Origin of the sequence: Rhizomicrobium sp., assembly GCA_037200045.1 — a bacterium.
Lineage (GTDB): Bacteria > Pseudomonadota > Alphaproteobacteria > Micropepsales > Micropepsaceae > Rhizomicrobium.
In genome coordinates this window covers 723,433-742,802 of the sequence record JBBCHM010000001.1, presented here as the reverse complement: position 1 = coordinate 742,802, position 19,370 = coordinate 723,433, and the positions used below count along the sequence as shown (strand labels likewise).

The following is a 19,370-nucleotide window of genomic DNA, read 5'->3' as shown; positions in this document are numbered from 1 at the left end:
GAGAAGGCCGCGCTCCGCTCGCGTCTGATCGCGTTCGCGCAAGGATACAGATCTGCGAGATTCGGGGCGCGTGATCCTTGGCGCGGACATGCCAGGCACCTCTGAAGGCTTCCTCCTCGATGCGGTCGCGCTATCGAAGATGCGCGTCAGTGAGTTCGGTGGCAGCGGCCTCGTATTTCTTCCGGAAATCGGAATTTTGCGTGAGCTGGATCGCGATCGCGGTGCCGAGCGCTTCCGCGTCTCAAACCGACGTCATGTGGCGACGCCCAAACGAGATCGCTAGTTCGCCGCGACGCGAAACCAAATGGCGTAGAGTGCCGGCAGGAAAAGCAAAGTCAGCAGCGTGCCAGCCGCGGTGCCGCCGATCAGCACGAAGGCCATAGGTCCCCAGAAGCTGGACGTCGTCAGCGGGATGAAGGCGAGCACGGCCGCGAGCGCGGTCAGCAGGACCGGCCGCGCCCGCTGCACCGTCGCCTCGACGATTGCGTCATGGGTGGAAAGCCCGGCCTTCTGGTTGTCGTGGATCTGGCCGATCAGGATCAGCGTGTTGCGCATCAGGATGCCGCCGAGGCCGATCATGCCCAGGATGGCATTGAACCCGAACGGCTGCTGGAAGAGCAGGAGCGCCGGAACGGCACCCACCAGCCCGAGCGGCGCCGTCAGGAACACCATCGCCGTTGCCGCGAAAGAGCGGACCTGCAGCATGATCACCGCAAGCATCAGCACGATCATTGTCGGGAACACCGCTGCCAGCGCCACATTGGCCTTAACGGATTCCTCCACGGCGCCGCCGGTGTCAATACTGTAGCCCTGCGGCAGCGCGGTGCGGATCGGCGCCAATGCCTCTTCCACCTGTGCGCTCACTTCGGCAGGCTGGAGACTTTCGTCGATGTCGCCGCGCACGGTGATGGTGGGAACGCGGTCGCGGCGCTTGAGGATCGGCGCTTCGGGCCGGTATTCGACGCGGCCGATCTGGTCGAGCGGCACGCTTCGCCCGTCCGCCGTAGCCAGCGACAGGTCGGCGAGTCGCGCGGGATCGAAGCGCTGCGCGCCCCCGGCGCGGGCGTCGATTTCCACCGTGCGGATGTCCTCGCGCACTTGCGTCACCGGCACGCCGCTCAGCAGGAGCTGAAGTTGCTGCGCCGCCGACTGCGGGTCGAGTCCGATCGCCCGCAGCCGCGCCTGGTCGAGGACGAAATGCGCGGTCGGCACGCGGTCGCCCCAATCGGTGTTGACCTGGCGCGTGTGTGGGTTGGCGCGCAGGGCGGCCGCGACCTGATCCGCGATCGCGCGCAGCCGATCGAGATCGGGACCGCCGACGCGGAACGACACGGGATAGGGCACCGGCGGGCCGAACAGGAGCTGTGTCACGCGTACGCGCGCTTCAGGCGCCAGGCCCCCGGCGATGCGCGCGCGCAACCGCGCCTTGAGCGTATCGCGCGCCTTGGCGTCGGGTGCGAGCGTGATGATCTTGGCGAAGGCCGGGTCCGGCAGTTCGGGGCTGAGCGAAAGGAAGAAGCGCGGCGCACCCTGTCCCACATAGCTCGTCACCACGTTCGCCTCGGGCTGGGCGCGCAGCCATTGCTCGACCTTGCGCGTGGCGGCCTCGGTCGCCTCGATGCTGCTGCCTTCGGGCATGTAGATTTCGGTGATCAGCTCGGGCCGCTCGGAAATCGGGAAGAATTGCTGCTTCACCAGCCCCATGCCCAGCGCCGAGAGCAGGAACGCGGCCACCACGGCGCCCGCCGCGATCCACTTGCCCGCGATCGCGCGGCGGACGAGCGCGCGGAAGCGCTCATAGCGCGGCGTCGCATAGATCGCCTGGTGCCCGCCCGGCACCGGCTTGATCGCCGGCAGCAATCGCACCCCGAGATAGGGCGTGAAGGTCACCGCCACGATCCAGGATACGATGAGCGCGAAACCCACCACCCAGAAGATGTTGCCGGCATATTCGCCCGAGCTCGACTTGGCGAATCCCACCGGCATCAGCCCGATGATCGTCACCAGCGTGCCTGCGAGCATCGGCGCGGCGGTGGAGGTCCAGGCGTAGGCTGCGGCCTTGGTGCGCTCCCAGCCCTCCTCCATCTTCACCAGCATCATTTCGATGGCGATGATCGCGTCGTCCACGAGCAACCCGAGGGCGAGGATCAGCGCGCCGAGCGTGATCCGGTCGAACACGCGGCCGGTTGCTTCCATCACCACGAACACCGCGGCGAGCGTGATCGGCACGGCGGCGGCGACGACGATGCCCACGCGCCAGCCGAGGCTGATCAGGCTCACCACCATCACCACGGCGAGCGCCACGAAGAACTTCAGCATGAACTCGCCGACCGCCTCGTCGATGTTCACGGCCTGGTCGGAGACCTTGCTGAGCTGCAGCCCCAGCGGCAAGTCGCGCGTGATCGCCTGCTCTTCTGCTTCCAGCGCCTTGCCGAGCGAAAGACCGTTCCAGCCGTCGCGCATCACGATGCCGAGGAGAATCGCCGGCTCGCCGCCGTTGCGGACCAGGAAGGTGGGCGGGTCCTCATAGCCGCGCGAAACCGTCGCGATATCGGAGAGGCGGAACGTGCGGCCGCCGGCCACGATCGGCGTGGCGCGGATCTGGTCGAGATCCGAATAAGCGCCGTCCAGCCGGACGAACACGCGCGGCCCCGCCGTCTCGATCGAGCCGGCCGGCGCCACGATGTTCTGCCGGGCGAGCGCGCTCAGCACGTCGCCGACCGGCACGCCCAACGTCGCCAGCTTCGGGAAGGCGAAATCCACGAAGATGCGTTCGGGCTGCTCGCCGATCAGGTCGATCTTCTTGACGCCGGGCACGTGCAGCAGCCGTTGGCGCAGCGTTTCGGCATGGCGGGCGAGTTCGCGCGGCGGCATTCCCCTGGCCTTGACCGCATAAAGGGCGAAATCGGTGTCCGAATATTCGTCATTGATGAAAGGCCCGAGCGCGCCTTGCGGCAGGCGCGAGGCTTCGTCTCCCAGCTTCTTGCGCGCCTGGTAGAATTGATCGGGCCCGGCACCGGGAGGAGTCGAATCCTTCAGCGTAAGTATGAGAAAGGCGAGACCGGGCCGGGTGAAGGTCTCCACCCGGTCGTAATATTCCAGCTCCTGGAGGCGCTTCTCGAGGGGTTCGGCGACCAGGTCCTGCATTTCCTGCGCCGTCGCGCCGGGCCACGCGGCCGTCACGGTCAGCACCTTTACCGTGAATGTCGGATCCTCGGCGCGGCCAAGGTTCAGAAAAGCAAGCGCGCCGGCGACGACCACGATGATCAGCACAAACAGCGTGACGGCGCGCTCGCGCACCGCGAGCGCGGAAAGATTGAAGCCGCTCACCGTGCCGCCTCAGCCCCGAGGATGCGGACGATCTCGCCCGCGTGAAGCTGGTCGGCGCCGAGCGCGATCACGCGCTCGCCTGGGCGCAGCTCAGCGGCCACCACGGCGCTTTCGGCATCGAGCCGCGCGACGCGCACACCGCGCCACTGCACCCGGCCGGTGCCGGGCGGTAGCACCCAGACGCCCGGCCCGGAGCCGAAATCATGTAACGCGCCGAGCGGCACGGCGACGTTGCCGTCGCCACGCATGACGAGCGCGACATCGACCGTGCGCCCCAGGGGCACCTGCGCGGCATCGCCCGTCAGCACATAGCGCGCGTCGAAGGTGCGCGTGCGCGGATCGGCGGCGTCGGAGAGCTGGCGCAGCCGCGCGGGCGAAGCGGCGGTGGCGCCCTCGATCGTCGCCACTGCCGTCGAGCCGATCGCCGGGTGGACGCTTTCCGGCAGGCTGACGGCGGCTTCGCGCGGCCCTCCTTGGGCGAGCCGGACCACCACCTGCCCGGCCGCGACCACCTGGCCCGGCTCGGCGAGCGTATCCACCACCACGCCGTCGGCATCGGCCCGCAGCACCGCATAGTCGCGCGCATTGCCGGCCGTGCGAGCGATGGCTTCGGCTGCGGCAAGCTGCGCCCGCGCGCTGTCCGCGGCCGCCTTGGCCTGGTCATAGGCCTGGGCCGAGATCGCGCCTGTCTGATCGAGCCCGCGCAGCCGCCTCTCGTCGGCTGCGGTCTGTGCCGCGCGGGCGCGGGCGGCCGCGACGGCTTGCTGCTGTTCGGCAACCGCGAGCCCGAGGTCGGTGGGATCGATGCGCATCAAAGGCTGGCCGCGGCGCACAAGGTCGCCGACGTTTACGAGCCGCTCGACTACCTTGCCGCCAACGCGGAAGCCGAGGTCGCTCTGCACGCGCGCTGCGACCACGCCGGTGAAGCTGCGGCTGGCGTTGCTCGCCGGGCGGACGGTCGCGACCTGCACCAGCGGCGGCTCAGCGCGCGGATCGCGATCGGCGGCACCGCCGCAGCCGGCCAAAAGCAGGACGAGCGTCGCGGCCGCCGACCGCGACGAAGGAAACGGACCGCGCATGGAACAACCCTGAATGAGTGACGATTTTTACAAACTGTCACTCAGTGACGATCCAGTCAATCCGTCACTCTCAGGCTGCGACGTCACGGCGCCAGGCTGCGCAGCACCAGCCGCGCCACGGCGCCGGCACTCTCCTCCAGATGATCCAGCCTGGCCTGGAGAAGCATCGGATGGGAGAAAGGCGCCATCGTCTGGAGGATGGCGCCGGATACTTCGTCGATCGGCGTCTTGCGCTCGAATTCGCCGGCCTCGCGCCCATCGAGCACGATGCGGCGGATGATCTGCCGCAGCGCCTCGACATGCTCACCGACCGAGCTCCAATTCTCCTCCACGGCGACCAGCGTGATTTCGTGAAGCTGGCGATCGTTGAAGAACAGCGCGCGCCCCTGCTCTGCCAGCGCTTTATATATCTGCCCGAGCCGCGTCTCGGCCGAGCCGGGCCCTTCGGCGATCGCCCAGAGCGCCTCGTCGATCCCGCCCAGCGTCATCGCGCAGATCGCCTCGCCGATCGCCCGCTTCGAATCGAAGAATTTGTAGATATAGGCCGTCGAGAAGCCGATCGCGCGCGCGAGATCGACGACCGAGGTGCGGCGATAGCCGACCTGGTGGATGTGCTGCTCGGCCGCGCGGATGATCTGCTCGCGCCGCTGATGCTCGACGGGCCCGCGCTGCCCGGTCCGCTTGGGGCGCCGCTTGTCGGTGACGCTGTCCATGCTTCTTTTCCTACACCAGTTTCCCGATTGACGGATAGTGACGGATATGTATTTTCGTCACTCGTCCCGCGCGCCCACGGAGGAGCCCCACATGCCGAACCTTCTGGCACGCTCAATGCGGTTCACCGTCCTGCTCGCCGCCGGCATCGTGTTGAGCGGTTGCGCGGTCGGTCCGGATTATACGCCACCGCATCCCCTGATGGCTGCCAGCTTCCGCGCCACCGCCGGCCTGCCGCCCGCAGCGGCGCCGCAAGCCGACCTCGCTTCCTGGTGGCGCGCATTCGGCGATCCGATGCTCGATAAGGTGATTGACCAGGCGCTCGCCGAGAATCTCGATCTCGCGCAAGCCGTCGCGCGTGTCCGCCAGGCGCGCGCCGCCGCGGACGTCGCCCGTGCGGCGTTGCTGCCGAGCGGCGCGTTCGATGCTTCGGCGGCGGCTGCCCATCAATCGGTGGAGACTCCTATTGGACAAATCGAGCAAGCCCTCGGCGTCGACCGTGACGGCAATCTCTACGACGTCGATGGCAGCGTGAGCTGGGAGGCCGATATTTTCGGTGGCCTGCGGCGAGACCGGCAGGCGGCGCTGGCGGACTACCAAGCCGCCGATGCCGGTTCGGCCGCAGCGCGCGTCGAGGTGGTCGCCGAGGCAGCCGACATCTACATCCTCGTGCGCACGCTGCAAGCGCGCCTGACCGTCGCGCACGAGGAACTGGCGACGCAGGAGCATTTGTTGAACCTTGTGCGCCAGCAATTCTCGCGCGGCGTCATCGCCGGCGCCAGCCTGCACCAGGCCGAAAGCGTCTGCAGCACTGTCTCCGCCCAAGTCCCGGTGCTCGAATCGTCGCTCGAGACGGCCACCAATGCGCTCGAGGTGCTGATGGGAGCAGCGCCGGGAAGCTGGCATGCGGCGCTCGCCGCGCCTTCCCCCATCCCTGCCCCGCCCGCCATTGTGGACGCGGAGGGTCCTGTAAGCCTGCTGCGCCGCCGCCCGGACATCATCGTCGCCGAGCGCAGGCTCGCCGCCGCCAGCGCACGGATCGGCGCCGCGATTGCCGAATATTACCCGCACTTCTCGATTTCCGCGCTTCTCGGCTTTTCGAGCGCATCGGCGGCGAGCCTGTTCGGTTCCGGCGCGGCACAGGCACAGGCGATTGCGGGCGTGCGCTGGCGCCTGTTCGATTTCGGTCGCGTCGATTCCGAAGTCGCCACGGCACATGGGCGCTATGCCGAAGCCTTGGCCGCTTATCGACTTTCGGTACTCCAAGCCACGTCCGACGTGGAGAATGCCTTCACATCGCTGGCCAAGAATCAGGAGCGGGCACGCCTGCTTGAGTCGAGCGAAGGTTCGCTCGACCGGGAGCTCCAGAGTCTTCGTGCGGCACAGGCGCGCGGAGTCGTCAGCTTGATCGACGTGCTGCAATCCACCGGTCAGCTGCTTCAAGCGCGCGATGCGCGTGTTACTGCCCAATCGGACGCGGCGCGTGCGGCGGTTTCGTCTTTTCGCGCTTTGGGCGGTGGTTGGCAGGGATAGGAGCAACTGTTCACCGCGCTCCGGTTGGGAGTGTTTGTCTGGATCTGTAATCGGCTTTGCGGCGGAGCAGTTCGAATGCTTCTGGAACCCGGCCCCGCCGCCAGACCGAACCGCAGTTTTTTATCACCGAAACCATCCTGACCGCGCCCAATGTCGAGAGCGGCAAGACCGCTTTCGCCACGCATGTCAGCAAGAACGAGCACGCTGACCCGGGTGCACTGCCACCGTGTCGAGCAGCGACCGCACGATGCGCGCCGCCGCGTGGCCATCCCCATAGGGATTGGCGACGCCGGTCATCCGGCGCGCCGCACCGGCGTCGTCGAGCAGGCCATGCCCCCCCTCCACGATTTTCTCGCGGATCGCGCCGACGAGACGCGCAGTGCCGACCTCGACGGCTTCGGGACGCTCGGTCATGCCGCGCATCACCAGCACCGGCTTGTTCAGGGACGGTGCCTCCTCCTGAACGCCATCCGAGTCGGTCAGGATCAAATCGCAGCTCTTCATCAGATGGACGAAGGCGATGTAACCTTGCGGCGCGATACGATGAACGTTGGCGAGACCGCCCAGTATCTTCCGCACCGGGCCGGCGACATTGGGATTGAGGTGGACCGGGTAGACGATTTCGACATCGCCACGCTCCGATAGTGTGCGCAGAGCTTCGACGTCATCGTCATTCCGCCGCGAACCGATCTGGTGGACGTCACGGGCGAGGTGACCATTCCCCAGGCCGTGGTGTGGGACGAGAAGCTCTCGGCCTCGGACTATCTCGAACTCGCCGGCGGCGTGACGGCGCGCGGCGATACGAGTCATGTCATCGTGCAGCGGGCGAGCGGCGAGACCGTTTTGGGCGTCTCGACGCCGGTGCGCGCCGGCGATCGCATCATCGTGCTGCCCGAAGAGCCCCCCGAGACTCTAGCGATCCTCAAGGACATCACCGCGGTGATCTATCAGATCGCGGTCGGCGTTGGCGTGGCGCTCAGATTGTGAGAACCGGTACAGCACCGTCCATCTTCGACAATGCCATCACCTTGCGGACCGCCGCCGAACTGGATGCGCGCCGCGCGTTCCCTGTTTTCACCAACGCGATTTCAGGCACAAAAATCGAACACGTGCCCATGGAATCGCGCTTTCCGGACACGCCGGCGGACCGAATTTGCGCTCAACGGAGAATCTTCCCTGTTTTTATCCCTGATATTCTTGCTTGAGGGGGGAGCACCGTTCGATCGATCAGCCCGAGCAGGCATAAACTCCGACCTCCAGTACGGGCCGAAGCGGAGGTCTCCCATCTGGGGATGGAGACTGGCGGCCGGGCGGCGCGTAAATTCCCTGATCTGCGGGTCTCTGCCGAAGGGCCGGAGACCGGGCACGCGCCCAATGCCGCCGCAATCGGCCTCATTCGCGAAGGCAAGTGGAGGTTCGGAGTTTTTGGGAAACGGAATGGTACAGCGGGCTTTTTGCCTGAAATTTGCTCCGCAATAAAAGCTATTCGCAAGAGCATATTCGCCCCAACTTCCCGCGGCTCAGACCAAGGCGGCGTCGGTTATCGTCGACGCCGTAGGTGAATTCCTGGCGGCGAAAATCTGCTCAAGATTCCCGAAGCGGCACGAGCGTCGAAAGACTTTTTTTTGCAGCCTGAACTAATCTGGCGCTGTATAATCTCCGCGTCGCATCGGCAGAGGCTCCAAACCATGAGAATCCCGATTGCGCTCTGCATATGTCTTGTGATTTTTAGTCCTCTTGCGGCCGAAGGCGAGTGCGAAAAGCTGGCGGTGCTCGATCTCGGCATGGATCCGGCTGGCGGTCCGACCGTTGCTGCAACCATCAACGATCACCCCGAGACCATGCTCATCGATACCGGCGGCGCCGCAAGCATGCTGACCCGGACCGTCAGCGATCAGCTGGCGCTTGCGCGACGCCCGTTGCCACCGCGCCTTGCGCTGACGGCGCACGGCGTTGCGATCCGCGAAAGCGCGATCGTCAAGAAGCTGTCGTTTGGCGGTCTTGCAGTATCCGATCTCCACTTTCTTGTCATTCCAGACGGCGTGGTGCCGGCGAGCGACGCCGGCACCCTCGCACTCGACGTTTTTGCCAGCTCCGACTTGGCCTTCGATTTTGCGCTCGGAAAACTGGCATTGTTCGCGGGGGGCAGTTGTTCCAGCCCGCCGCCGCTCCCGGACGATGCCGGCTATTCCGCCGTTCCCATTCATCGCGACGCCTTCGGTCACATTCTCTCATCGGCCGACGCAGACGGACGGCCCATCGAGGTCCTGATTGATACGGGAAGCAGCATCACGCATATGAACCAGGACGATGCGCGCACTGCCCTGGGTTGGCGGGAGGACGCCGTCGACTCAAAACCCGATGCGCGCGGAAACGACCTTCTGGTGCTGAAGTCTCTGCATCTGGGAAGTCTTGACTTGGGCAGCGTGCCTGTCCGCCTCTCGAGCAAGCCGGGACCGCGCCAGCCGCGCCTTATCATCGGAATGAACACGCTGAAGATGTTCCGGCTGTTCATGGCAGCGAACACGCAGACGCTCTATATCGCGCCGGCGCGTTGAAGGCGTGCAAGTTCATATCGTGGTTCTAGAGCAGACACCCATTAATCCAAGTCGTATCCGGCATGAGCGAAGAAGTTTGCGCATTCGCTCGGGTTGAAGGTCAGCAGTGCTGTTGCGACGGCTTCGTCCAAGGCTTCGACGGTTCTTGCGGCGGCCTTTCGCACGTGGGCTTTGAGCTTTGAGAAGGCGTTCTCGATGGGGTTGAAGTCGGGACTGTAGGGCGGCAGGTAGGTCAGCGTCGCCCCGGTCGCTTCGATGGCTTCGCGCACGCCGGCGACCTTGTGGGCCGGCAGGTTGTCCATAATGACGCTGTCGCCCGGCTCCAGGAGCGGCGCCAGCATCTGCTCGCACCAGTCCCGGAAGGCTTCGCCGTCCATTGCCCCATCGATCAGCATGGGTGCGCCCATGCCCGACAGGCTCAGCGCGCCGACGAAGGTCGTTGTCTTCCAATGGCCGTGCGGAACCGATGCCCGACAGCGCTCACCTCTGGGCGCCCAGCCGCGCAGCCGCGCCATCTTCGTCGACAGGCCGCTCTCATCGACGAAGAACAGGTGCGCTGGATCGAGTTCGGGCTGGCGCGCGAACCATGCCCGGCGCGCCGCCTTCACATCGGCGCGCTCTTGTTCGCTGGCATGAGCGGTCTTTTTTTGTGTGTCATGGCGTGGCGATCGAGGAACTTCCACACCGCCGTCGACACCACCCGAACACCGCGCTCGCTGGCGACACGGTCCGCGATCTCCTCCAGCGTGATGTCGCGCCGAGCCTCGATCAGCTCGAAGATGAAGTCTGCATGGGCGTCCAGCACCGAACCCTTCGGCTTGCCTTGCTGGGGCGGCTTCACGCCCCCCGTCGCCCGCTTCAGCCGCGCCCAGGCCCCCGCCGTCGCCTTGCCGATCGCAAACCGCTTCGCCGCCTCCCCCGTCGACTCCCCGCCTTCAATCGCCGCGATCACGCGCTCGCGTAAATCCATGCTGTAGGGCTTGCCCACCCGAATCTCCTGCCAAAATCCAGATGAAGCGAATCACAGATCGCACAAGCCGGGAATCCCTTCCGACTCGCGTTTCAGGGAAGATGCTCTAGCGCGCCTTCTCGCAACTGCCGGGCATAAAACTTGGCCTGCACTCAATCAGACAAGCCATGCCCAAACTCCGCCGGATCCCTGTAGTCCAGGCCCGAGTATTGCTCGATGATGCCTTTGGACGACACTTCGGCCTTCAGGCGAAAGGCGCGCATCGTTCCGTCGCGGTCGAATTCCGCGCCGATGCAGCCGAGTTCGATGTGCGGGTCCCAGTCATCGGTACACCGCAATACCAGGCGGAAGATACGGCGCGGACTGGTGAGATCGGACGAGAACGCGCTGTCCCGCGGTACCTCGGCCGTGTGCCGCCCGATCTGGAAAACGATTTTCCCGTCGATATCCTGCCCTCTTGGTTGCACAAGAACCGAAACAGTCTCGCCATCACATAAGCCCGCGGCGATTTGGTGCGCGCCCTGTGCAGGCGACGGCTCGGACGTCTGCATCGTCACGATCCGATTTTGGCCAAGCGCCGGCGAAGCGATCAGCACCATCGCGGCGAGACCGCGCAGCATTAGCCGCATGGCGCGACCGCCGTGCCCGGGTGCGTGGTGTCGTCTATCTGACTCATATCGTACCGGAAGAGCTGCCCCGACTTGTCGTCCAAAATGTATTCTTCGAGGTTGGGGTCGACGTTGATGTCGTGCAGCCCGAGCTGCGCCAGCAAGCCGCTTGAACTGGTGTCTTCCAGGCTCCGCACCTGACCCCAGTCGTAGGCGCTCGGCTCGCTTTCATCCGTGCCCGCTGCGGCGGGATGATCGTGAATGATGCCGACAATCGTGGACCCGGCCGGAATGCCGCCGGAAATCGACAGATGCTCGGTCAGGCTTGCCGGACTTTCCGACAGTGTCGTCGACTGCAGATTGCCGTCCGGATCCAGATACAGGAGGCTGCCGAACTCATGCGCCGCATGCTGGTCGGCGGAGCCGGCGTAATCGCCCTGCGATTTTATATCCGCCGCGATGTGATTGGCCTTGCAGTCTTCATGATCCAGCGCAACTCCCCCCGGATGACCGTCGTCTCCAGAGCCCCCGCTTCCACCACCGCCGCCGCCATCGCCGCCCGGGTCGAAGCCGCCGCCGTCTCCGCCATAAGGGTCGTACGTCCCCGTCACGGTCACCGTTTCGGTCGGACCCGATCCCGTTGTCCCGTCGCCCCCGGCCACCAGTTCTAGGGCCGAAACCCAAAAAAGTCATTGTCGGTTGAATCGGTTGATGATTCCGTTGCTTCGTGATTCGGAGGCATTGGGATGCGGAACAACCTGTTTTGGCTGAGCGACGAGCAATGGCTTCGGATCGCGCCGCACTTGCCGACGGACGTGCGCGGCAAAGATCGTGTGGACGACCGTCGCGTAATCAGCGGCATCCTACATGTCTTGAAGAGCGGCTGCCGGTGGTGCGACTGCCCGCCGGAATACGGCCCCCATACGACAATCTACAATCGCTTCGTGCGCTGGGCCGAGCGCGGCATCTGGGAGCGGCTGTTCCGCAAATTGGCGGAGCGCGGACGATCCACCGATACCCAGATGATCGACTCGACGCATGTCAAAGCCCACCGCTCGGCCTCGGGCGCAAAAAGGGGGAGCTTAAGCTGGCGATCGGCCGCTCGCGCGGCGGGCGAAACACGAAAATCCACGCAATCGCAGATGCTAAGGGCCGTCTTCTTTCCATCCTCCTGACCGGCGGCCAGGCGCACGATTGCCCGCCAGCCCAGCGTCTCATCCGCCGAAGCAAGATCGCCAGGAAGCTGCTCGGCGACAAAGCCTATGACAGCGAAGAACTGCGATTATGGCTGACGGCGCGCGGCACAAAACCCGTCGTGCCCAACAGATCGAACCGCAAGCAGCCCTTCAGCTTCGACAGAAAATCCTACAAGCAGCGACACAAGATCGAGAACGCCTTCTGCCGCCTCAAGGACTTCAGGCGCATCGCCACACGCTACGACAGGCTCGCCAGAAACTTCCTAGCCTCCGTATGCCTCGTCGCTGCTATCGTGTGGTGGACTTTATGAGTCTGGACCCTAGTTCTTCTCGTGTCAAAGCGCGCATTGTGCGACCCCTAACTCCGGTGTTGCAGTTATGAAATCCAAAGAAAGTTGAAAGCTGCGCCTTAAAACGCCAACCCTATTCAATGACAGAAACTAGGTGACCGTCGTTAAACCTGAGGACGAGACCCAAGTTTCCGGCCGCCGGCGTCGTGCCGCTGAAGCGCGGCGGCCCGTTGATATAGAAATCGTCCTTATCACCGCAGCGCAGTCCAATCTCGTACACCACGAAAAACCTATCCAGCGCCGCCTGGACCTTGGCGCGGTCGCCGGACGATAAGGCGCGGCCGGCCACGTCGAGGCGAACCAGACGCACGTCTTGCCGCGCCGGGTGCATATCCAGAGCAATGGCATATCGCTGCCCATCGCATTCGAAGACGAGCGACTTTTGCGTTCGGCTTGGCGCATGGCTGCCGCCGTCCACCATGACATTCGGCGCCGCACCCGCCAGCGCTGGGGCGGCAAGCATGCCTGCCGCCACCAGCCCTATAGCCACACTCTTGAGACGATGCATGGGATCAACCGCCGCAAGGCGCATCAGCCGTTGGCAGATCATGTCCCGCCTCCAGCTGACCAAGCGACAATCCCTTGTAAGTCGACTCCTGCGAATAGGCGAAATCGCGCGCGACCCCATTTGTATCCTCAACGGTCATGGTGAAAACACTGGCATCAGCGCCATGCGCGACGAAATAATCCGCGGTATTCCAATCCTGGCCGCCCAGCGCCGTCGTACCCGATGGATAGCGATTCACCTCCGCCGTCGCGGAATCCTGGCCATATTGGGCCTGATCATGGTTGTGGTAAAAATCCGTGACCTCGCTGAAGGCAACGCCATTGTCGGTCATCCATGTGAACAGGGATGTCAGAGAGGCCTGCGATCCGTTTCCGGTGAAGGTCGGACTCGTGTGGTAGCCGGTGCTGTCGTGATAGACGATCCCGAGATGCTCCGCTGACGTGTGGTCCGACTGTTGGGCGATGTCGTCCTTAATCGCGTTGACCGCGCAATGCTGCCCTTCGAAGGTGTTCTGCGGCGGAGGATCGCCCGGGTTGCCGCCGCCGCCACCACCACCGTCGCCACCCGGGTCGAAGCCGCCGCCGTCTCCGCCATAAGGATCGTACGTCCCTGTCACGGTGACCGTTTCGGTCGGGCCCGACCCGGTCGTCCCGTCACCACCCGCTACAAGTTCCAGTTCTTCCCTGGTCAATGCGCGCATTTGATATCTCCGTGATTTTATTCCGCTTCTTCACCAAGCCATTGACGATTCAATTCAGCCAGACTGCGCAGATATCACACCACGCGACGGCGAAACCGAGGCGCTGGTCTCGCCATCAGCGCTCAAATGCGCGGCGGCTGCCGTCATCATCGGATTCAAACTTCGATAATAGGACTCCGGCGCGTACGAATAGCTATGCGCAACGCCAGCCGAATCCTCGATCGTCAACACCACCAGGTTTTGCTCAACGGCATGGTTCCCCGCATTGGCGCCGATTTCGTCCATTTCGCCCGGTCGCAAATGAGAATCCGCGGCATCCCTCGTCGTCATCGCTGATACGCCGGCTTCCACATGGTCGAGGTTGTCGAAAGTCATTGCCGGATTGTTGACGACGGCATAATGGGCGGGCGCAGCATGGGCAACGGTATCGCCGTACCCAGTGCCGTGCAGCGCACCGACCGACAACGACAATGCAAAGGGATCGTCTTGCTCGCTTACGCCCCCCGTCCCGGTGACGTTTGTATATGCAGTGTCATAACCACCTGCGACGAGCTCCAATTCTTCCGGCGTCAATCCACGCATGTTTCAGCCTGCCGATCGTCTGTCGCTAAGATAAGACTCAAAGAATACGCGATCAAGAATTCTCTCACTGAAATCTCATTATTTTTCTGACAACCGGTCATCAGAACAATATCGAACTTTCCACTTCGTCGTTCGCTATTCTATTCTTGTGCCCGGCCGCAACACTCGCGCTTCGTACGAAGATTGCAGAAATGAGACAGCACATGCACGTCATCGGCCGCCTTTATAGTGACGAGTTCGACTTTCCATTGAGAACGGAGGCGCCGGATATTTCCTATACGATTGCGACACTGCCGCGATCGGGCAGCACACATTTGTCCATCGAGCTGTGGCGCAGCGGCGTACTCGGGTCGCCGCTCGAATATATAAACGTCGGCAACATCGGCGCCATCACGGGGCGTTTGGGGGGCGGCGACATCCTGCGCTACTGGTCGGAGGTGCAGGCCCGGCGAACGGGGCCGAACGGGGTGTTCGGCTACAAGTCGTTCGCGATGAATTTTCTCAACATCAGCCGGCGATTTCCGCAGCTGCTGCCGCATCTGGCGCCCGCGCACGTGATCTATCTCGTCCGCGGCGACAAGCTCGCGCAGGCTGTTTCTTACGCGCGCGCGATGCAGACCCGAATCTGGTTTGCCGGCGTCGAGCCCGAGCGCGCGCCGGAGTACAGCTTTGAAGCGATCAGCCGCTGCCTTGGAATGATCGACAACCAGGAAGCAACGTGGGAACGGATCTTCAATCTAACGAACGCCTGTCCCTTGCGCCTGGAATATGGCGAAGTGAGAAAGGACCCTGCCGGGACCATTGAGCGGGTCGCCGCCCATATCGGCGTCGCAGTATCCGCCGACGCCAGGCTCGATATTCCCGGCACGGATGTACAGTCGGACGCCATCAATCGCGAATGGCTCGCCCGTTATCGCAAAGAGGCCCACGCGCAAAGCGCGGCAGCCGCCAGTATCTAGCGATCCCCGCGGCAAAGCACGATGCGCGCCGCGTCGAACAAATAGGCGATAAGAGGATCCCAGTCGCCGCGGTATTGCGCCTGCCGCTGGCGGATGGTGAAGCCGCCGTCGGAGAGCGCGGCCAGCTCGTACAGGGGCAGATAGAAGCGCGTCCCGGCTCGTTCTCGCAGTATCGCGTTGAACACAATGCGCGAAACCCGCCCATTGCCGTCGGCGATGGGATGGCAATTGCAAATTCCGTTCATCACCACCATCGCGGCAAAGGACGGCGCGCACGTTCCATAACGCTCAAGGAACAGTCCGAGCGCGTCGAGCCGGGCGGGAACGTCCGCTGCTGGCGGGTAAAGAACATAATTTCCTGCGAGGTCTTGTGTCGTGCGCACCGGACCCGAGCGCAATGCGGCATCGTCACCGGAAACTGTCCCCGCAATCCGCACGACGGCCTGCTGCATCCCGTCCGGCGTTTTTGTGAAGAGCTCGCGGGCGCTTGTCGACAAGGCCGACAGTGCGCCGATTTCGGCCAAAGATCGCGCGGGGCGCGATTTCGGCGGCGACAGCGCCATGAAATACTCGGACAGATCGTGCCGCAGGACGGCAACCGGCAAAGGCTGCGTGCGCGGATTGTTCGCGGGGTCTTTTGCAAGCCATTGCAAGATGAAATGCATGTCCGACTCGCGCGCCGAGCCGGCAAGGCAGTCGATCTGCTCCAACAATCCGCGCCCAGCCCGCGAGATGGAATCGAGAGCGGGAATCGGAAAGAGCGGTGCGATCTTGCGCCCATACCGCAACGTTTTGGCCGGCCCGCTCACCGCGGTCTCTACGGCTTGACCGCGCGCACCCGCTGGCTGGCGATGCGTCCATCGGCCAGCAGCAGGACGCGATCGGCATGCCTTATCGTCTCATGCCGGTGCGCGATGACGATCCGTGTTATGCCCAGTTCCGATATGGCCTTGTTCACGGACGCTTCGTTCAGCGGGTCCAAATGCGAAGTCCCCTCGTCCATGAACAACATCCTGGGCTTGCGATATAGCGCCCTCGCGAGAAGGACGCGCTGCTTTTGCCCACCCGAAAGCGAGCTGCCCATGTCTCCCACGAGCGTTTCATAGCGCATCGGCATTTTCTGTATTTCGACATGAATGCCGGCGAGCTGGGCGCAATGCTGCAGCAGCGCCATATCGGGCTGCGGATCGAACAAGGCAACATTGTCGGCGATCGAGCCGGCGAAAAGACGGTCCTCCTGCATCACGGCCGCGATCTGGCGGCGGAATTCGCGCTGACCGAACTGATCGACGGGCTCACCGTCGATCAGGATCAGCCCCTGGTCGGGCCGCAGCAGCCCGACCATTATCTTCATGAGCGTGGTCTTGCCGCCGCCGCTCGGGCCGATGATCGCCACATGCTCGCCCGGCGCCACCGTGAAATCGAGATCACGCAGAACCATAGGCTCGCCTTCGCCATACCGGTAGGAGATGCCGCGCAACTCCAGCGAGCCTTCGAGTGGCGTCAAGCGCTCGTATGCCGTCGGCCTGGCGAGAGCCGGGTCGGCGGGACTGAGAGCAATATCGCCCAGCCGCCGCAGATAAAGGTCGAGCATCCGATAATCCATCCAGCGGTCGAGAAGCGTGTTTGCCTTGGATATGAACTGGCCCTTGTAAGCCATGTACGCGAACAGCATGCCGACGGAAAATCCGCCATCGAGCGAAAGGCGCACGGCGACATAGCCACTGATGACGAGTTCCAGGCCAACCAGCGCCTCGTTCGAGGCGTTGTAAAAAGCCTGCAGCCGGCCATATCCGATGCGGGCATTCGTAACGTCCACCATTTTCGCCTGCCACGCGGCATGACGTGGAATCTCCGCAGCAAACAGGCGCAGCGTGGATATGCCCCGTACGGTTTCAAGCAGGTAGGTGTCCTGTTTTGCCTGCGCGACGATGGAGCTGTCATTTCTGCGCTTCATCGCCTGAAACGACGAAAGCCGCGCGATGGCGATCAATCCGACGGCCACCACCGCGATCAGCGCGAGCCATGGATTGTAGACGAGCATCAAAATCAACAGGATGAGCGCCATGAGCCCACCGATCGCACCATCGATAAGTCCGCTCGTGAGGACGTTCTGGATCGGCAGGATGCTGCCGAAGCGAGAAATAATGTCGCCGGCATGGCGCCGCTCGAAATAGGAGATGGGCAGCCTCAGCAGATGCTTGGCGACGTTCGACGCGATTTGAAAACTGAGCAGGTTTCCCACGACCAAAAAAAGCAATTGCCGGACGCCGGATGCCACGGCGTTGATGATGGCGAAGGACGCAAATGCGACCAGCAGAACGCTGAGCAGCGGCATGTCGCTGCGGGGCAGGACGTCGTCTATGGCAATCTGGAGAAAAAGCGGACTGCCGATGACCCAGGCCTGCAAAACGAAAGTGAGCATCAACGCCTGGGTAAGCGATTGGCCGAGTCCGACCATCCGCGTCCATAGCTGTGTGAGCTTGATGCCCGGAATTTTCGGCGTTTCCTGAAAATTGACTGCGGGCGTCAACTCGAGAGCGACGCCGGTGAATGCGGCGGACATCTCGGCAGCGCTCAATTTTTTGACGCCAGCCACCGGGTCGTGAATGACCCAGCGGTCTCCCGAACGGCCTTTCAAAACCACAAAGTGGCTCATATGCCAATGCAAAATCACGGGCGATTGGAAGGACGACAATTCGGAGATTTCAAGTCTGACCGCGCGCGACGAGAAGCCCAACGCATCGGCGATCGTCATAAGGCTTTTGAGCGAGGTTCCCTTGAGGGATACCGAAAACCGCCGTCGCAGCGCCGTCAAATCGACGTTCAGTCCATGATAGCCAGCGATCATTGCCAGGCAGGCAAGGCCGCATTCCGTCACTTCCGTTTGAAGGATCAAAGGAAGCTTGCGGTTGGAGAACGTCCGCAAGAGATCTGCCGCGCCGGTCACAGTCGCCCCTTGACGGCAAACAACGGCTCGAAAATCCATTCGAACAGCGAGCGATGTTCCAGTATCACGTCGGCGCGCAGCGTCATCCCGGGCTGCAAGGGAACACGCGAGCCGAAAGCCTGGACCGCCTGCTGGTCCAGCGTGACGGAGGCGAGATATACGGGCTCCTTGATCTCGACGGGCGCCGCCACGTCTGTCGGCAAGATGGCATTTCCCGAGATGATCTTGATATGGCCGGCCTGACTGCCAAACCGTTCGAAGGGAAAGGCGTCGAAAAGCAGTCGTACCTCCTGCGACGGCCGAATGAACGCCGCAGCACTCGAAGGAACGAACAACTCCGCCTCGAGCGCCGCGCCTTGCGGCACAATGGCGAGCAGCGGACGCTTGGTATCGGCCGGGTAGCCGGGCCGGGCACTGAGGTTCGAGACACGGCCCGCTATCGGCGCCGTAAGCGCATACAGCCTTTCGCCCTGTGTTTCGGCACGGTGTTGCAGGAGCGCAGCGCGGCTGCCTTGAAGATCGGCGATCTTCGAAGCCTTGTCGGTATCCAGCTTGCCCAAGGCGTTTTCAGCCGCCGACATCTGCTCTCCCAGCGCGGCGCGCCGTTCGCGCAAGGCTGCCAGGTCACGGACTGTAACCGCCCACGCGCTCTGCCGGTTGCTCGCTTCGCGCTGCGGCAGGTAGCCCTGTTCGGCCAGGCTCTTGCCCGCGTCGGCGTCCTGATGGGCGACCGCTGCAACCACCTGCTGCTGAACGATCTGCGCATCCAGATCCGCGATCTCGAGATGCAGCATCGAAATCTGGTCCTGCAACCGCTTGCGATCTTCTTCCGTCTGCTGCGCCGTAATATCGATTTGCTGTTTCAGCCACCCATCCTGTTGCGCGATATACGCAAGGGATGCCACCTGCGGGGTCCCGCCGATATCGGGTTGCATTTCCTCGATCCGCACCGTCGCGAGGACATCGCCGGGCTTCACCAACTGTCCTTCGGCGACCCGCACGGACTCCACGACGCCGGCCCGGAAGGGCTGCACGAGCACAAGGCCCCGCGTTGTGGTCAACCAGCCTGGAACTTGTTGCACGCGGGAGAACTGTACGAAGCAAAGACTGACGGCGATCAGCAGAAGTATTGCGAACAATGCCCCAGACGCGATCCTGATGAATTTGCTTGAAGGTATGATGACATCGCCATCCAGCGAAGCTGATCTTGCCTGCAGCGCCTCAGGGCGAAACAAGTTAATTGGTGCAACGGCGCCAATCTCGTCGGAACCACCATCTGATTGGCTCATCACAAACAATTAACCACAAAAGACACTTCTTCTGCAATTCAAATGAA

At 63.4% G+C, this 19,370-nt stretch carries 20 protein-coding genes; 7 read left to right on the top strand and 13 right to left on the bottom strand.

Annotated elements, in window-relative coordinates; all coding sequences use genetic code 11:
- Positions 1-70 precede the first annotated feature (70 nt).
- Entirely contained in the window at positions 71-283 is a 213-nt protein-coding gene (locus WDM86_03300) for a hypothetical protein (protein MEI9989042.1), read from the top strand.
- Here WDM86_03300 and WDM86_03295 read toward each other — a convergent pair.
- The 3 genes from WDM86_03295 to WDM86_03285 form a co-directional block, all read right to left on the bottom strand.
- Complete coding sequence (locus WDM86_03295; protein ID MEI9989041.1) at positions 280-3,330, bottom strand: efflux RND transporter permease subunit; 3,051 nt, start codon at positions 3,328-3,330, stop codon at positions 280-282. The genes WDM86_03300 and WDM86_03295 overlap by 4 nt on opposite strands.
- Positions 3,327-4,409, bottom strand: a complete 1,083-nt coding sequence (locus WDM86_03290; protein MEI9989040.1) for an efflux RND transporter periplasmic adaptor subunit — start codon at positions 4,407-4,409, stop codon at positions 3,327-3,329. Before WDM86_03290 ends, WDM86_03295 begins: the two co-directional genes overlap by 4 nt.
- Positions 4,410-4,492: 83 nt before the next feature.
- On the bottom strand, positions 4,493-5,122 hold the full coding sequence (locus WDM86_03285) for a TetR/AcrR family transcriptional regulator (protein MEI9989039.1): 630 nt from the start codon (positions 5,120-5,122) through the stop codon (positions 4,493-4,495).
- Positions 5,123-5,213: 91 nt separating this feature from the next.
- Here WDM86_03285 and WDM86_03280 point away from each other — a divergent pair, with 91 nt between their 5' ends.
- Entirely contained in the window at positions 5,214-6,653 is a 1,440-nt protein-coding gene (locus WDM86_03280) for an efflux transporter outer membrane subunit (GenBank protein ID MEI9989038.1), read from the top strand.
- Positions 6,654-6,839: 186 nt separating this feature from the next.
- On the opposite strand, the gene WDM86_03275 is transcribed toward WDM86_03280, so the two are convergent.
- On the bottom strand, positions 6,840-7,463 hold the full coding sequence (locus tag WDM86_03275) for a UDP-N-acetylglucosamine 2-epimerase (protein ID MEI9989037.1): 624 nt from the start codon (positions 7,461-7,463) through the stop codon (positions 6,840-6,842).
- Here WDM86_03275 and WDM86_03270 point away from each other — a divergent pair.
- The 3 genes from WDM86_03270 to WDM86_03260 all read left to right on the top strand — a co-directional run bounded on the left by WDM86_03270 (position 7,347) and on the right by WDM86_03260 (position 9,211).
- Positions 7,347-7,640, top strand: coding sequence for a hypothetical protein (locus WDM86_03270; protein ID MEI9989036.1), 294 nt, complete (start codon positions 7,347-7,349; stop codon positions 7,638-7,640). The two genes, WDM86_03275 and WDM86_03270, sit on opposite strands and share 117 nt — an antisense overlap.
- Complete coding sequence (locus tag WDM86_03265; protein MEI9989035.1) at positions 7,637-7,858, top strand: hypothetical protein; 222 nt, start codon at positions 7,637-7,639, stop codon at positions 7,856-7,858. The genes WDM86_03270 and WDM86_03265 overlap by 4 nt, the downstream gene beginning before the upstream one ends.
- A 483-nt stretch (positions 7,859-8,341) precedes the next feature.
- Complete coding sequence (locus WDM86_03260) at positions 8,342-9,211, top strand: aspartyl protease family protein (GenBank protein MEI9989034.1); 870 nt, start codon at positions 8,342-8,344, stop codon at positions 9,209-9,211.
- Positions 9,212-9,252: 41 nt separating this feature from the next.
- On the opposite strand, the gene WDM86_03255 is transcribed toward WDM86_03260, so the two are convergent.
- The 3 genes from WDM86_03255 to WDM86_03245 form a co-directional block, all read right to left on the bottom strand.
- Positions 9,253-10,199 (bottom strand): IS630 family transposase gene (locus WDM86_03255; protein ID MEI9989033.1). Its coding sequence is split into 2 segments (ribosomal slippage): positions 9,253-9,860 and positions 9,860-10,199, totalling 948 coding nucleotides; the frame shifts between segments, so codons are not numbered across the junction.
- 134 nt (positions 10,200-10,333) lie between these two features.
- A complete protein-coding gene (locus WDM86_03250; GenBank protein MEI9989032.1) occupies positions 10,334-10,801 on the bottom strand; it encodes a hypothetical protein in 468 nt (155 codons plus the stop codon).
- Positions 10,801-11,400: a hypothetical protein gene (locus WDM86_03245; protein MEI9989031.1), complete on the bottom strand. Its 600-nt coding sequence runs from the start codon at positions 11,398-11,400 to the stop codon at positions 10,801-10,803. The genes WDM86_03250 and WDM86_03245 overlap by 1 nt, the downstream gene beginning before the upstream one ends.
- A 135-nt stretch (positions 11,401-11,535) precedes the next feature.
- Here WDM86_03245 and WDM86_03240 point away from each other — a divergent pair.
- A protein-coding gene (locus tag WDM86_03240) for an IS5 family transposase (protein ID MEI9989030.1) occupies positions 11,536-12,296 on the top strand; the annotation gives its coding sequence in 2 pieces (ribosomal slippage) (positions 11,536-11,863 and positions 11,863-12,296; 762 coding nt in all).
- A gap of 112 nt (positions 12,297-12,408) precedes the next feature.
- Here WDM86_03240 and WDM86_03235 read toward each other — a convergent pair.
- The 3 genes from WDM86_03235 to WDM86_03225 are packed head-to-tail and all read right to left on the bottom strand — an operon-like array spanning position 12,409 to position 14,125.
- The gene (locus tag WDM86_03235) at positions 12,409-12,885 is read right to left on the bottom strand and encodes a hypothetical protein (protein MEI9989029.1); all 477 of its coding nucleotides are present in this window, start codon (positions 12,883-12,885) and stop codon (positions 12,409-12,411) included.
- Positions 12,848-13,543, bottom strand: a complete 696-nt coding sequence (locus WDM86_03230; protein ID MEI9989028.1) for a hypothetical protein — start codon at positions 13,541-13,543, stop codon at positions 12,848-12,850. Before WDM86_03230 ends, WDM86_03235 begins: the two co-directional genes overlap by 38 nt.
- Positions 13,544-13,597: 54 nt before the next feature.
- On the bottom strand, positions 13,598-14,125 hold the full coding sequence (locus WDM86_03225; GenBank protein ID MEI9989027.1) for a hypothetical protein: 528 nt from the start codon (positions 14,123-14,125) through the stop codon (positions 13,598-13,600).
- 203 nt (positions 14,126-14,328) lie between these two features.
- Here WDM86_03225 and WDM86_03220 point away from each other — a divergent pair, with 203 nt between their 5' ends.
- A complete protein-coding gene (locus WDM86_03220) occupies positions 14,329-15,084 on the top strand; it encodes a Stf0 family sulfotransferase (protein MEI9989026.1) in 756 nt (251 codons plus the stop codon).
- On the opposite strand, the gene WDM86_03215 is transcribed toward WDM86_03220, so the two are convergent.
- The 3 genes from WDM86_03215 to WDM86_03205 are packed head-to-tail and all read right to left on the bottom strand — an operon-like array spanning position 15,081 to position 19,323.
- Positions 15,081-15,893, bottom strand: a complete 813-nt coding sequence (locus WDM86_03215) for a Fic family protein (GenBank protein MEI9989025.1) — start codon at positions 15,891-15,893, stop codon at positions 15,081-15,083. The genes WDM86_03220 and WDM86_03215 overlap by 4 nt on opposite strands.
- An 8-nt stretch (positions 15,894-15,901) precedes the next feature.
- The gene (locus tag WDM86_03210) at positions 15,902-18,034 is read right to left on the bottom strand and encodes a peptidase domain-containing ABC transporter (protein MEI9989024.1); all 2,133 of its coding nucleotides are present in this window, start codon (positions 18,032-18,034) and stop codon (positions 15,902-15,904) included.
- Positions 18,031-19,323: an HlyD family efflux transporter periplasmic adaptor subunit gene (locus tag WDM86_03205; GenBank protein MEI9989023.1), complete on the bottom strand. Its 1,293-nt coding sequence runs from the start codon at positions 19,321-19,323 to the stop codon at positions 18,031-18,033. Before WDM86_03205 ends, WDM86_03210 begins: the two co-directional genes overlap by 4 nt.
- Positions 19,324-19,370 lie beyond the last annotated feature (47 nt).